The sequence below is a fragment of the Actinospongiicola halichondriae genome (assembly GCF_049103745.1).
GTDB lineage: Bacteria > Actinomycetota > Acidimicrobiia > Acidimicrobiales > Salinilacustritrichaceae > Salinilacustrithrix > Salinilacustrithrix halichondriae.
This window is the reverse complement of sequence record NZ_CP171622.1, coordinates 2709126-2723199: the sequence shown is the minus strand read 5'-3', so window position 1 is coordinate 2723199 and position 14074 is coordinate 2709126. Positions and strand designations below refer to the sequence as shown.

The 14074-nt window shown below is 69.4% G+C and carries 13 protein-coding genes and 1 riboswitch; of the genes, 4 read left to right on the top strand and 9 right to left on the bottom strand.

The genetic code is table 11. The features are described 5' to 3' along the window. Nucleotides 1-46: 46 nt before the first annotated feature. The 7 genes from AB8619_RS13370 to AB8619_RS13340 form a co-directional block, all read right to left on the bottom strand. Nucleotides 47-1324: a thymidine phosphorylase gene (locus AB8619_RS13370; RefSeq protein ID WP_436793127.1), complete on the bottom strand. Its 1278-nt coding sequence runs from the start codon at nt 1322-1324 to the stop codon at nt 47-49. Next, nucleotides 1324-1710: a cytidine deaminase gene (locus AB8619_RS13365; RefSeq protein ID WP_436793126.1), complete on the bottom strand. Its 387-nt coding sequence runs from the start codon at nt 1708-1710 to the stop codon at nt 1324-1326. The genes AB8619_RS13370 and AB8619_RS13365 overlap by 1 nt, the downstream gene beginning before the upstream one ends. Then, a complete protein-coding gene (locus AB8619_RS13360) occupies nt 1707-2984 on the bottom strand; it encodes an ABC transporter permease (protein WP_436793125.1) in 1278 nt (425 codons plus the stop codon). The genes AB8619_RS13365 and AB8619_RS13360 overlap by 4 nt, the downstream gene beginning before the upstream one ends. After that, on the bottom strand, nt 2969-4108 hold the full coding sequence (locus AB8619_RS13355) for an ABC transporter permease (RefSeq protein WP_436793124.1): 1140 nt from the start codon (nt 4106-4108) through the stop codon (nt 2969-2971). The genes AB8619_RS13360 and AB8619_RS13355 overlap by 16 nt, the downstream gene beginning before the upstream one ends. Continuing rightward, nucleotides 4105-5652, bottom strand: a complete 1548-nt coding sequence (locus tag AB8619_RS13350; protein WP_436793123.1) for an ABC transporter ATP-binding protein — start codon at nt 5650-5652, stop codon at nt 4105-4107. Before AB8619_RS13350 ends, AB8619_RS13355 begins: the two co-directional genes overlap by 4 nt. A 76-nt stretch (nt 5653-5728) precedes the next feature. Beyond that, nucleotides 5729-6868 carry a BMP family ABC transporter substrate-binding protein gene (locus AB8619_RS13345; protein WP_436793122.1) on the bottom strand — a complete coding sequence of 380 codons (1140 nt, stop codon included), beginning with the start codon at nt 6866-6868 and terminating at the stop codon, nt 5729-5731. 135 nt (nt 6869-7003) lie between these two features. Beyond that, nucleotides 7004-7765 (bottom strand): DUF4328 domain-containing protein, encoded by a 762-nt coding sequence (locus AB8619_RS13340; RefSeq protein WP_436793121.1) that lies wholly within the window; start codon nt 7763-7765, stop codon nt 7004-7006. 318 nt (nt 7766-8083) lie between these two features. Beyond that, a riboswitch (TPP riboswitch) is annotated at nt 8084-8195 on the top strand. Between AB8619_RS13340 and AB8619_RS13335 the strand changes: the two genes are divergently transcribed. From AB8619_RS13335 to AB8619_RS13320, 4 genes are all read left to right on the top strand, one after another. Continuing rightward, nucleotides 8183-8839: a thiamine diphosphokinase gene (locus tag AB8619_RS13335; protein WP_436793120.1), complete on the top strand. Its 657-nt coding sequence runs from the start codon at nt 8183-8185 to the stop codon at nt 8837-8839. (Overlaps the previous riboswitch by 13 nt.) Next, nucleotides 8836-9900, top strand: coding sequence for a thiamine ABC transporter substrate-binding protein (locus AB8619_RS13330; protein WP_436793119.1), 1065 nt, complete (start codon nt 8836-8838; stop codon nt 9898-9900). The genes AB8619_RS13335 and AB8619_RS13330 overlap by 4 nt, the downstream gene beginning before the upstream one ends. Beyond that, nucleotides 9897-11531, top strand: coding sequence for an ABC transporter permease (locus AB8619_RS13325; RefSeq protein WP_436793118.1), 1635 nt, complete (start codon nt 9897-9899; stop codon nt 11529-11531). Before AB8619_RS13330 ends, AB8619_RS13325 begins: the two co-directional genes overlap by 4 nt. Further along, nucleotides 11532-12542 (top strand): ABC transporter ATP-binding protein, encoded by a 1011-nt coding sequence (locus tag AB8619_RS13320; protein WP_436793117.1) that lies wholly within the window; start codon nt 11532-11534, stop codon nt 12540-12542. A gap of 159 nt (nt 12543-12701) precedes the next feature. Here the strand turns inward: AB8619_RS13320 and AB8619_RS13315 are convergent, their stop codons facing one another. Continuing rightward, entirely contained in the window at nt 12702-13487 is a 786-nt protein-coding gene (locus tag AB8619_RS13315) for an enoyl-CoA hydratase (protein WP_436793116.1), read from the bottom strand. After that, nucleotides 13484-14068: a hypothetical protein gene (locus AB8619_RS13310; RefSeq protein WP_436793115.1), complete on the bottom strand. Its 585-nt coding sequence runs from the start codon at nt 14066-14068 to the stop codon at nt 13484-13486. Before AB8619_RS13310 ends, AB8619_RS13315 begins: the two co-directional genes overlap by 4 nt. Between the last annotated feature and the right edge of the window lie 6 nt (nt 14069-14074).

The window sequence follows — 14074 nt, the reverse complement described above, 5'->3', positions numbered from 1 at the left end:
CGCTATCCCCACAGGACGGGAGCCTGCCGACCGTCTCGGCTGACGGTCAGGGGGCGATGCGATCGGCGATGAGCGGACGCGGTTCGACGCGCTCGTCGCCGATGTCGATGGCGCCGTCGAGCGCAGCGATCGCCCCGTCGACGCGCGCCGGGTCGTCGGCGTGCAGCACGAGCAATGGCTGTCCGGCTTCGACTCGATCGCCGACGCGGGCTTCGACCATGGCGCCGGCGCCGTAGCTGACGTCGTCCTCCTTGCGGGCCCGTCCGGCACCGAGACGCCACACCGCGACGCCGACGGCCTTGCAGTCGAGTCGCTGGAGGTACCCGCTCGTCGGCGCTTCGACGGCGTGGACATGGCCGGCCACGGGCAGGGGGACCGACAGGTCACCTCCCTGGGCGGCGACGAGACGCTCGAAGACCTCCATCGCCCGTCCGTCGTCGAGGACTGGTTCGGGATCGACGTCGATCTCGGCGATGGCGAGCATCTCGCGGGCGAGTGCCAGCGTGATCTCGCGGACGTCGCCGGGGCCTCCGCCTCGGAGCACCTCGATCGACTCGGTGACCTCGAGCGCGTTGCCGGCCGCTCGCCCCATCGGCTGGTCCATGTCGGTCAGCAACGCCACCGTGCGGACGCCGTTGTCGTTGCCGATGGCGACCATGGTCTCGGCCAGTGTCCTGGTCAGTGCATCGTCGCCGAGGAACGACCCGGAGCCGACCTTGACGTCGAGGACGAGGCCCTTGGTGCCCTCGGCGATCTTCTTGGACATGATCGACGAGGCGATGAGGGGGATCGACTCGACCGTGGCCGTGACGTCACGAAGCGCGTAGAGCTTGCGATCGGCGGGGGCGATGTCGCCGCTGGCGCCGGCGATGACCCCGCCGACGTCGGTGAGGACCTGTCGGTACCGCTCGGCCGACAACATCGTCGTCAGACCCGAGATCGACTCCATCTTGTCGAGCGTCCCGCCGGTGTGGCCCAGCCCTCGGCCGGCCAACTGCGGGACGGCAGCGCCGCATGCCGCGACCAGCGGAACCAGGATGAGCGACACCTTGTCGCCCACGCCGCCGGTCGAGTGCTTGTCGACCGTGGGCCGGTCGAGGAACGAGAGATCGGCACGGTCGCCGGTGTCGATCATCGCCGCGGTCCACGTCGCCAGCTCCCGAGGCTCCATGCCCCGGAACACGATGGCCATGAGCAACGCCGAGGCCTGTTCGTCGGCGATGGTGCCGGCCGTGTAGCCGTCGATGAAGAACCGGATCTGCTCGTCGGTGAGCGCACCGCCGTCGCGCTTGGTCCGCAGGACGTCGAGGATGTCGGTCGCCATCAGGCCAGGTCCTCCGGTTCGAAGGCGTCGGGGAGGAGCGCACGCATGGTCTGCTCGTTGACGGGGAGGTCACCGCCGCCGATCTCGTGCAGCAGTTGACGGCAGCGTCCGCACGGCGACAGGGGGGCGCCCGCAGGGTCGGTCACGGCGACGGCGACGATGTCGCCACGGCCGACGCCGTTGGCGACGAGCACGCCGACCAGGGCGGTCTCGGCGCAGATGCCTGCGACGTAACTGGCGTTCTCGACGTTGGTCGCCGTGAACTGCCGTCCGTCCGAGGTCTGGGCTGCCGCGCCCACCGGGAAGTTCGAATACGGCGAGTACGAGTTGGCCGTGGCCCCCGCTGCCGCGCTCCGGAGCGATGCCCAGTCCACCTCGGTGGTCATCGGCTGCGCTCGAACGGTTGACCGATGGATGCCGGCGGAATCGCTCGGCCGATCAGGCCGGCGACGACGACGATGGTGACGACGAACGGGAGCGACTGCCAGAACTCCGACGGGATCTCGAAGTCGCCGACTTCGACACCGAGGATCTGGAGACGCGAGCCCAATGCCCGGGTGAATCCGAACAACATCGCACCGCCGAACGCCGTCCAGGGCCGCCACTTGCCGAAGATCAGGGCGGCGAGGGCGATGAAGCCGGCACCGTTGGTCATGTTGTCCTGGAACCCGCCTTGGCTCTCCATCGAGAACCAGGCGCCGCCGAGCCCGGCGATCAGGCCGCCGATGATGACGGCGACGTAGCGGGTGCGGATCACGTCGATGCCCAGGGTCTCTGCTGCGTGCGGGTTCTCGCCGACCGACCGCACCCGCAGGCCGAACTTGGTGTGCCAGAGCACCCACCAGCTTGCGGTCACCACGACGAACATCAAGAAGAAGATCGGCCGGGCGTCGAAGAGCTGCGGCCCGATGACGGGGATCGCGCTGAGCAACGGGATGGCGATGTCCGACGTCGGCGTGCCGCTGGTGATGCCCGAGGGGACGATCACCTCGGAACGGAGGAACCCGGTCACGCCGAGGGCGAGCAGGTTCACGACTACGCCGGAGATGATCTGGTCGACGCGGAAGGTCACCGACATCAGCGCATGGAGCGCCGCGATGAGGCCGCCGGTGAGCACGGCGACGCCGATCGACGCCCACAGCCACGGCACGGAGCTGGCGTCGCCGAGCAGCGAATAGATCATGAAGCCGACGCCGGCGCTCCCGAGCATCATCCCCTCGATGCCGATGTTGACCACGCCGGAGCGTTCGCACCAGAGGCCGGCCATGGCGCCGAGCGCGACCGGTGTGCCGAGTCGCAGCGACTCGACGACGAGCTGGACGACGTTGGTCCCCGACGACTCCGACAGGGCCAGCGCCACCACGATGATCAGCGGCAGGAACAGCACCCCGGCGCCGACGAGCGCGATCTGCGCGGTGCGCCGCGAGCGCGACTCGAAGAACGAGGCGACGGCGGTCAGCAGGTACAGCACGCCGATGGTCGCGATGGCCACGCCCGGCGTGAAGGTGAGCGTCGGAGGGTCGGGCGGGGTGTCGAACGTGAACCCCTTGGTCTCGGACGTCACGTTGGGAGCGACGTACGCGACGAGGAAGAGGCCGACGAAGCCGAAGACGAGCCCGATGGTCTGGAGGCGACCGAGACGCATCACTGACCGCCCCATCCCGAGGCCAACGTCGAGGTGGCGAGCGGGTCGTCGCTCGCCTTGCGGATCCGGAAGACGGTGCGGACGATCACGTCGGCGGCCACGAAGAGGAGGACGAGGGCCTGCACGATGCGCACGACGTCGATCGACAGGCCGACCTCCTGCTGCATGAGGCCGGCGCCGCTGAGCATCGAACCCCACAGGATCGAGGCGGGCACGATGGCGAAGGAGTTGGCTCGGGCCAACAGGGCGATGGCGATCGAGTCGAACCCGATGTTGATGAAGACGCCGGGGGAGAGGAATCCGCTGGTGCCGCTGATCTCGCCGGCGCCGGCGATGCCTGCGAGCAGACCAGCGATCGCCATGGCCAGGAAGATCGTTCGTCCGACGTCCATGCCTGCGTACCGGGCGGCTTCGGGGTTGGTGCCGACGGTGCGCACCTCGAACCCGAAGCTGGTGCGCTGGAGCACGAACCACACGATGATGGCGAGGGCGACCATCACGAAGAACCCCAGATGCAGGGGTGGCTGTGATTCGACGAGGGTCGGCAACCGGGCGGCGTCCTCGATCGGTGCGGTCCGCGGAACCGAACTGTTGGCGTCACGGAGGATCACCGGGTCCTGGCTGTTGACCAGCCAGCGCACGTAGAGCAGGGCGATCGAGTTCAACATGATCGTCACGATCACCTCGTGTGCCCCGGTCTTGGCCTTGAGGAGGCCCGGGACCGCGCCGTAGGCGAATCCGGCACCGGCACCGGCGACGAGGAGGACGACGATGGCGACGATGCCGGGGAGATCACGGACCGATGCCCACGTGCCGATCCACGCGGCGGCGGTCGCGCCGACGAGCAGCTGGCCCTCGGCGCCGATGTTGAACAGTCCGGCCCGGAAGGCGAAGGCCACCGCGAGGGAAGCGCCGATGAAGGGCGTCGAACGGCCGAGCGATGCCGCGATGCGGTCGCCGCTTCCGAACATCCCGCGGAGGAGTGCCCAGTACGCCTCGACCGGGTTGTCGCCGATCGCCAGGATCGCGATCGCCCCGACGGCGAACGCACACACGATCGCCAGCACGGGCACGAGGACCGGTTGGAGATCGATGCTGCGTCGGAGTTCGGCGCCGAATCGGTTCTTGGACCCGGTCATGTCGTGACCTCGCTGTCGATCCGGCCACTCGCCATCAGCAGGCCGATCCGTTCTCGTGTCGCGTCGGCCCGGTCGAACTCGCCCACCATCTCGCCGCGGTAGAGGACCCCGATGCGGTCGGACAACGACAGGATCTCGTCGAGTTCGGCCGACACCAGGAGGACGGCGGCACCGGCGTCGCGCATCTCGACGATACGGCGGTGGATGAACTCGATCGATCCGACGTCGAGCCCGCGGGTCGGTTGGGCGACGACGAGCAGGCGCAGCGGCCGGGACATCTCCCGGGCCACGATCACCTTCTGCTGGTTGCCGCCGGACAGCGTGGCGACCGGGACGTCGATGCTCGGCGTGCGGACGTCGTACTGCTCGACGAGTTCGGTGGCCAGTTGGCGGATCGGAGCGTCTCGCCGGAGGAACCGCTGGGAGAACGGGGCGTGGTGGTAGCGGTTGAGCACCATGTTGTCGGCGATCGAGAACGGGCCGACGACCCCGTGGCGGTTCCGGTCCTCGGGGACGTGGCCGACCCCGAGGTCGGCGACCTCTCGTGGTGAGGCGTGCGTGATGTCGTCGTCGCCGAGGGAGATCGACCCGCCCGCCGGCGTCCGCATGCCGGTGATGGCCTCGACCAACTCGCGCTGGCCGTTGCCCTCGACACCGGCGATGCCGAAGATCTCGCCGGCACGGACCGAGAGGTCGATGGCGCGGCACGTGTCGACGCCCCGCCCGTCGGTCACGCTCACGTCACGGAGTCGGAGGGCGACGTCCCCGGGGTGCGCCGGCGGCTTGTCGATCGTGAACACCACGTCGCGTCCGACCATGAGGTTGGCGAGATCCTGTTCGGTCGCGGTCGCAGGGTCTGCAGTGCCCACCGCCCGTCCGCCACGGAGCACGGTGATGCGGTCGGCGACGGCGAGCACTTCGCGCAGCTTGTGGGTGATGAAGACGATCGACTTGCCCTTGTCGACGAGCGTCCGGACGACGTCGAAGAAGTCGTCGACCTCGCCCGGGGTCAGGACCGCCGTGGGCTCGTCGAGGATGAGGATCTCGGCGTCGCGTTCGAGTGCCTTGATGAGCTCGACCCGCTGCTGCACGCCCACCGACAGGTCACCGACGATCGCGTCGGGGTCGACGTCGAGGCCGTAGCGCTCACCGACCTCGACGATGCGGTCACGGGTCGCGCCGATGTCGAGGTTGCGGTACCGGGTCGTGACCTCGTTGCCCAGTGCCACGTTCTCGGCGACGGTGAACGTCGGGATCAGCTGGAAGTGCTGGTGCACCATCCCGATGCCACGAGCGATGGCATCGGCCGAGCTCTCGAAGCGCACAGGAGCGCCCCGGACGGCGATCTCGCCACCCGTCGGTGCGTAGAGGCCGTAGAGCACGTTCATGAGCGTGCTCTTGCCTGCGCCGTTCTCACCGAGGAGGCAGTGGATCTCGCCCTCGTGCAACGCGAAGTCGACGTCCTGGTTGGCGATCACGCCAGGGAAGGTCTTGGTGATCTTCCGAGCTTCGAGAACCGGTGCTGCGTCGGGGCCCACGGACACGCGGGCATCTTCTCACAGACGCGAACGACCCCCCGGCACGGAACGCCGGGGGGTCGGATTCGCGGTGTTCGGACGTCTACTCCGGCAGACCGGTGATCGGATCGACGCCGATCTCGTAGGTGCCTTCGGCCAGCGCCACGCGGGTCTCCTCGAGGGCGTCGAGGACGTCCTGCGGGACGTCGGCGTCGTGCGACGGCGCGTAGGTGATGCCGGCGTTCTCGGCGGTCAGGGTGAAGAAACCACCGGCGAAGTCACCGGTGAGCAGGTTCACGATGTTGTCGAAGACCGAGAGGTCGACGCGCTTGATGGCCGAGGTGGCCAGCTTGTCGGCGCCCTCGGCGCTGCCGCCGTCGAAGGTCGAGAAGTACTCGTCCTGGTCGACGCCGATGCCCCAGACCCCGGCCTTGGTGGCCTCGACGACGCCGGCGGAGCCCGTGGGGCCACCAGCACCGAAGATCACGTCAGCGCCCTCGCCGAGGAACTGCTGTGCGTCGGACGCACCCTTGGCCGGGTCGTTGAACGACTCGTTGTAGGTCGAGAGGACCTGCACGTCGGGGTTGGCCTGCTTGGCGCAGGACTCGTAGGCGTTGACGTAGCGGACGACCGGCGGGACGTCCTCGCGGCCACCGACGACACCGATGACGTTGCTCTCGGTGAGCAGACCGGCGGCGACGCCGGCCAGGCAGCCACCCTCGTCCTCACGGAACTGCACGCCGACGTAGTTGTCGGGGAACTCCGGCTGGAACTGGTCGACGCCGATGAAGCTGACGTCGGGGTTGGCCTCGGCCGCGGCGAGCGTGTCGGTCGCCAGCAGGAAGCCGACGGTGACGATGGCGTCGGGCCCGCCCTCGAGCGACGTGGCGATGTTGGTCGCGTAGTCGGCCTCGGAGGCGGTCTCGATGAAGCTGGTGTCGAAGCCGAAGCAGTCGGCTGCGGCCTGCATGCCCTCGTACGCGAACTGGTTGAAGGTGCGGTCGTCGACCTTGCCGATGTCGGTGATCAGGCGAACCGTGAACCCGTCGGGCGCTTCGACTCCGGCGTCCTTGGCCTCGGCGCAGCGATCGTCGAGCGTGACTGCCGCGTCGCCGGAGGCGTCGGGCGTCTCGCCGGTGTCGCCGTCGTCGGGCGTCTCGGTGTCGTCATCGCCGCTCGTGGTGTCGTCGTCGTCACCGCACGCGGCGGTGAAGAGCGCGAGGCCCAGCAGCAATGCGAGCACGCGGAACCATCGTCGGTTCAGCACAGGGGTTACCTCCAAAGGGGTGGATCCGCCCGTGTGAGGGGTCGTTGATCCGTTGTCAGGGTCGGGTCAACGGTAGGGGTCCGTTCACCAACCCGCAATGATCTCTTCGGGTCACGTCCTCGAGCGCTCCATCGAGAGCAGGTGGTCCATCGCCGAACGGCGGCTGTCACGGATGTCGACGATGACGTCAGCCCGTCGTGCCTGGGCCACGGTCACGACGGCGACCATGCGGCGAGCGGCGATCGCGGCCACGACGATCGAGATCGACGCGGCCACCGCGGCGCCACCGACGGCGAGTTGCTGGTCGAACTCGTCGAGGCCGCCCCGGGCGAGCACGACACCGAGATACGCGATCGCCGGCGTGGTGAGGAACGAGTACCACCAGCGGTTGACGATCGAGGCCACGGGCCGGCGCTGCCATGCGTCGCCGCCGTCGATCCCGGCGTCGGGGCTCGACCCGCGCCAGAGGTCGTCGACCACGAGTTTGGGCACGAGCAGGTTGGCGCCGGGGATCACCCAACCGACGATCAGCCAGATGGTCCAGTACCGACGCTCCTCGATGGCGAGTGCGGGGAGGTTGCGGTAGGCCAGGACCGCCCAGGTGACGAAGGTGACGCCGGTCAGTGCGAGCACGACCAGGAACGCTCCGGTGGCTGCCCGGGCGACGGCGTCGAGATCGATCTCGGTCGACTGCAGGGTCACGATCGGATCGTCGACGCGGAGCGTGTCGGCGGTCAACGCCGCTGCGCACACGAGGCCGACGGCGGCGGCGAGCGAGAGCATGGCGCGGGCGATCGTCGCCGGCACCAGCAGGGAGTGGTAGCCGTCCTCCTGCAGGGGAGGGGTCGCTTCCCGCCGAGCGTGCCGCTGCACGCGGTGTTGGGTGCGGACCTTCTTGCGCCAGTCGTCGACGGCCGGTCGTCGACAGCCCGGGCAGAGGGGCGAGTCGGCGGGAACGCCGAATCCACAATGACGACAAGTTGCGTGCGTCCTGCTCATGGACGACCCCCGTGATGTGCGTTGACGAGTGCGATGGTGTGGTTCGGGCGTGTCGTGTCTGTCTCGACAGTACGCCGTTTTCCGGGGGAATCGAGGAGATCTGCGGCGATGGGGGGAATCTCCCTTTTGTTCCGTCGAGCCGTCGGTGGGACACCACGCTCGCGTCTCCTACACTTGTCGATGCGTCGCACAAGAGCCGACGCGGGGAGCTCGGGGCACCGGGCTGAGAGGGTGACCGACGCCGTCACCGACCCTGGAACCTGATCTGGGTAATGCCAGCGGAGGGAAGTCGTGGACAGCATCGGTCCGCCCGACATCGTCGTCGTCGCCGGAGGAGCACCGGTCTCCTTCGACACCAGCGCGCTCGGTGGCGCGCGGGTCGTGGCGGCCGACTCCGGTGTGACCCTCGCTCGGTCGATGGGCCTCGACGTCGACGTGGCGGTCGGCGACTTCGACTCGCTCGCCCCCGATCTCGTCGTCCGTCTCGACGACCTCGCCCCCGACGTCCGTCGGTATCCGACCGACAAGCAGGCGACCGATCTCGAATTGGCCCTGGAGGTCGCGGCCGAGCGAGGCCCGGCGCGCGTCCTCGTCGTCGGCCTCGAAGGCGGGCGTCCGGACCACGCGCTGGCGAACCTGCTGGTCGCCGCCTCGCCACGTTTCGCGGCGCTCTCGATCGAGCTGGTGCTCGGCTTGGGCTCGGCCTGGGTCGTGCGAGACCAACTCGTCGGTCACTGGCCGGCAGACACCACGCTGTCGATCATCCCGGTCCACGGCGAGGCCATGGTCTCGGTGACCGGCGTGCAGTGGCCGCTCGACCGATCGCTCCTCACCGCCGGCACCACCCGCGGCGTCTCGAACTCCACGCTGGCCGACACCTGCACGGTGACCGTGCACGCCGGCGTCGCCATCTGCATCGTCCCCCGAACCACGGAGAACACCCCATGAACCCCACCCGTCGACTCCTCGCGACCCTGCTCGCCGGATCCCTCGTGGTCGCTGCGTGCGGCGACGACGACGAGAGCCCACAGGCCGCCGACGACGACGTGACCATCACCCTCGTGACCCACGACAGCTTCAACATCTCCGAAGCAGTGCTCGACGAGTTCACGGCCACGACCGGCATCGCGGTCGATCTCCTGCCGTCGGGCGATGCCGGCGCCGTCGTCAACCAGGCGATCCTCACCAAGGGCAAGCCCCAGGGCGACGTGCTGTTCGGCATCGACAACACCTTCCTGTCGCGGGCGCTCGACGAGGACCTCTTCATCGCCTACGAGTCGCCGGCGCTCGCCGGTGTCGACGACGCCCTGGAACTCGACGACGAGCACCGGGTGACGCCGATCGACACCGGCGACGTGTGCCTCAATTACGACAAGGCGGCGCTGGCCGACGCCGACCTCCAGCCGCCGACGTCGCTCCAGGACCTCATCGATCCCGCGTACGCGGGAACGCTGGTGGTGGAGAACCCGGCGACGTCGTCGCCCGGGCTCGCCTTCCTCCTCGCCACCATCGACGAGTTCGGTGAGGACGGGTGGCAGGACTACTGGACCTCGCTCGTCGCGAACGATGTCGAGGTGGCTGCAGGCTGGGAGGAGGCCTACTACGGCAGCTTCTCGGGGAGCGCCGGGAGCGAGGGCGACCGTCCGCTCGTCGTCAGCTACGCATCGAGCCCGCCCGCCGAGGTGATCTTCGCCGAGGAACCCCTCGACGACGCCCCGACCGGTGTGGTGGTGGAGTCGTGCGCTCGTCAGATCGAGTTCGCCGGCATCCTGTCGGGGACCGAGCACGAAGCCGAGGCCCAGCAACTGATCGACTTCCTGTTGTCGGAGACGTTCCAGGCCGACATCCCGCTCAACATGTTCGTGTACCCGGTGATCGACGTGACGTTGCCCGACGAGTTCGTGCAGTACGGCGCCGAAGCCGAGGACCCCCACCTTGTCGACCCCGACGTGGTGGCCGAGCACCGTGACGACTGGATCGAGGAGTGGACCGAGATCGTCCTGCGATGACCGCGAGCGTCGACCGCCGTCGTGTCGTCACGGCGGCGGTCTTCGCCGCGCCCGTCGCGTTCCTCGCCGTCTTCTTCGCGGTACCGGCCGTGACGTTGATCTCGACCGGGTTGCGCGACGGCGGCTCGTGGGACCTCGGGGCCGTGGTCGACGTCCTCACGTCGTCGTCCACCCGCCGCGTCGCCTGGTTCACGCTGTGGCAGGCGACGGTGTCGACCGCCGCGACGGTGGTGCTGGCGCTGCCGGCCGCCTGGGTCATCGGCCGTGTGCGGATCCCGGGCCGGTCGTTGTTCTCCGCGTTGTTGGTCGTCCCGTTCGTGCTGCCGACGGTGGTGGTGGGAACGGCATTCCTCGCCGTGTTCGATCGCGGGGGACCGCTCGGTGGCCTCCGTCAGACCGCTGCGGCCGTCATCGTGGCCCATGTCTTCTTCAACTACGCCGTCATCGCCCGCACCGTCGGTGCCGCATGGCTGGCGATCGATCCGGCGACCGAGGAGGCCGCCCGGACGCTGGGGGCGTCTCGATGGGTCGCCTTCCGCACGGTGACGTTGCCGCAGTTGCGACCAGCCCTCGCCGGTGCTGCGTCGATCGTGTTCCTGTTCACGTTCACGTCGTTCGGCGTGGTCAAGATCCTCGGCGGGCCGCGCATCGCCACGATCGAGGTCGAGATCCACCGGGTCACCACCGAACTGCTCGACCTGCGAGTGGCGGCGGTGTTGTCGCTGCTGCAGTTGGGGGCGGTGATCGCTGCGCTCGTGCTGTACCGCCGCGCCGGGGTGCGACGCGGGAGCGGGCGGCTGCGCTCGGGCGCTTCCACATTGCGCCGCCCGTCCGGCGTGCAGTGGCTCCTCGTCGCTTGGACGGCTGTCTCGTCCGGTGCACTGCTCGGCATCCCGATCGTGTCCCTCGTCTGGCGGTCGTTCGACAACGCGTCCGGACCCGGTCTCGCCTACTACCGGGCGCTCGACACCGTCGGCCGTGGGAGCGTGGCGTTCGTGCCCCCGATCGAGGCGATCCGGAACTCGTTGCTGTTCGCCTTCGCTGCAGCGACGACGGCGCTGGTGGTCGGCGGCCTCGCGGCAATCGGACTGCACCGACTCGGTGGGCGCGCTCGAGGGTTCGCCGACGGGTCTCTGATGTTGCCGCTCGGCACCAGCGCGGTGACCATCGGTCTCGGGTTCCTGATCGCGCTCGACGAACCCCCGCTCGATCTCCGGACGTCGCCGATCCTCATCCCGGCGGCGCAGGCGATCATCGCCGTCCCGTTCGTCGTGCGGACCGTGCTCCCGGCACTCGACGCCGTCCCCGCTCGACTCCGCGACGCCGCTGCCTCGCTGGGCGCGTCGCCGTGGCGGGTCTGGACCGCCATCGACCTCCGACTCCTCCGGCGTCCTGCGCTCGTGGCCTATGGCTTCGCGTTCGCCATCTCGCTGGGGGAGTTCGGCGCAACCGTCTTCATCGCACGCGCCGACGCCCCGACCGTCCCGGTGGCGATCTTCCGGGCGCTCGGTCAGCCGGGAGCGTTGAACGTCGGGCAGGCGATGGCACTGAGCACCATCCTGTTGGCGATGACGACGCTCGTGATGCTGATCGTCGACCGCGTCGGTGACGCCCGGGTCGGTGGGTTCTAGATGGCTGCCGTCATCGTCGCGGGGGTGTCGAAGTCGTTCGGCGCGACGTCGGTGCTCCGCAACGTCTCGCTCGACGTCGACGACGGCACGACGCTCTCGTTGCTGGGGCCGTCGGGGAGCGGGAAGTCGACGCTCCTGCGCATCATCGCCGGACTCGAGTCACCCGATGCCGGCGCCGTGACCATCGACGGGGTGGACGTGACCTCGCTCCCGACCCACGAGCGAGGTGTCGGCGTGGTGTTCCAGGACCAGGCGCTGTTCCCGCATCTCGACGTCGGCGGCAACATCGCCTTCGGTCTGCGGATGAGCGGTGTGGGGCGTTCGGCGCGACCGGAGCGGGTGGCCGAGGTGCTGTCGGTCGTCGGCCTGCCGAGCTATGAGGGCCGAGACCCCGCGACGCTCTCGGGCGGCGAGGCGCAGCGCGTCGCCCTCGCCCGCGCGCTGGCGCCGTGGCCGAGTGTCGTCCTGTTGGACGAACCGCTCGCGGCGTTGGACCAGTTGCTCCGCGAGCGACTGCTCCTCGAACTGCGCTCGATCTTCGACTCGCTGGGCGTCACGGTGGTCGCGGTGACCCACGACCCCACCGAGGCCGGTGCGCTCGGTCAGAAGGTCGCCGTCCTGCTCGACGGACGCATCGCCCAGATCGCCGACCCGGGCGAGGTGCTGACCCATCCGGTCTCCGCCGCTGTCGCCGGCCTCGTCGGTCACCGCAACGTGGCCGACGGCGTCGTGCGTGACGGGTCGGTCGTGTGCGCATGGGGCCGATTCCCCACCTCACAGGCGAACGGCCCGGTCTCCGTGCTCGTGCGCCCCGACGGCATCGCACCATCCCCCGACGGCGACGTCGACGGCGTCGTGACCGGGCGGATCTTCCGCGGCGGCAGCGCGTTCGCCGTGGTGGCGGGCAACGACAGCCCGCCACTCGACGTCCGCGCCGAGCCCGAATGGAAGGTCGGCGATCACGTCCGCCTCGCCATCGATCCGAGCGCCGTGCACCTCATGACCCGCTGACCCGACCGACCCCCGCAAACCCCCGCAAACCCCCGCCCCCCCAGCCGGTTCTGGTGAACGATCACGCCATCTGGTGGTCACATCGACCCACCAGAACGGGAGGTGTGCGGGAGGGGGGGAGGGTGGGAGGGTGGGGGGGTGGAGGTGGGTGGGGGTGGTTCAGACCTGGGAGCGGCCGCGTTCGGTGACGGCCTTGCGGCGTGCCTCGAGATCGGCGCCGTCGCGGCCGCCCGACTGCCACTCGCCGGCGACGCGGCCTTCGATCGCCCAGGCCTCCTCGCGGTCGACGAGGACGCCGGCTTCGTAGGTCGCCAACATCTGGCGAACCGCGACCGCATCGTTCGAGGCGATGTCGGCGGCGAGCTTCTGGGCGAAGGGCACGCACTCGGCATGAGGGACGACGTGGTTCACGAGACCCCACGACAGCGCGGTCTGGGCGTCGAGGAAGTTGCCGGTGGTCGACAGCTCCTTGGCCCGCCGGTAGCCGATGGCCTCGGGCAGCAGGACGGTGAGGCCCCAACCGGGCATGATCCCCATGCGGGCGTGCGTGTCGGCGAAAGCTGCCTTCTCGGAGGCGATGAGGAAGTCACACGCCAGGGCGACCTCGAAGCCGCCGGTCACGGCGACGCCGTTGACCGCACCGATCAGCGGCTTGGTCAGCGGGGGGACCGGTCCGCGCTGGGACGAGGTCTCGCCGGCGGCGCCGGTCTCCCCGAGGGCAGCGCCTGCGGTCGAGGCGAGTTCCTTGAGGTCGAGTCCGGCGCAGAAGGCGGGATCGGCGCCGGTGAGGACGATGGCGGCGACCGTGTCGTCGGCCTCCAGTTCGGCGACCGACTTCCAGAGCGCCCGCCGCAGTTCCTGGCTCAGCGCGTTGCGGGCCGCCGGGCGGTTCATGGTCACGGTCGCCACGGCGCCGTCGCGGGAGACGAGAACGGTGTCACTCATGTGCGGTACTCCAGGGGAAGGTCGCCGAGACGGACGAGCATGGATGCGATCCATGTGCCCATCGCGGAGAAGTGGTCGTCGAGTTGTGAGCCGTCGGTCAGCGCCTTGTCGTCGAGCTCGTACTCACCCTCGAACCCGAACTCCATGGCGTGGCCGGTGGCGACGAGTTCGTCGGTGTAGGCGGTCTCGACCGTCGGTGCAGTCCGGGCGAGGCGCATCCCACCGATCGGCGCGCTCTCGTTCGGCAGCGCCTCCATCACCGACGACGGTGTGGGGAGCGAGGAGAGGTCCTGGAGGCGGAGGACGACGCTGATCTCGATGCGCGGCGGCTCGTCGGTCTCCTCGGAGCGGAGCCACGACCGGAACGCGCTCTGCGACCATGTCGGCCAGTCGAGCGTGATGTCGGCGCGGACCCGTGGTGGCGTGCCCTCGCCCGGCAGTCCGTACGAGGTCTCCCACGTGGTGTCGCCGGTCAGGACGTCGAGCTGGAAGTGCTCGTCGGGCGACATCCGTTCGAGGAGCGCCGCTTCGAGGGCGTCGCGCAGGGCACCGATGGCATCGGTGAAGACGTGGTCGAGCATGGGCCG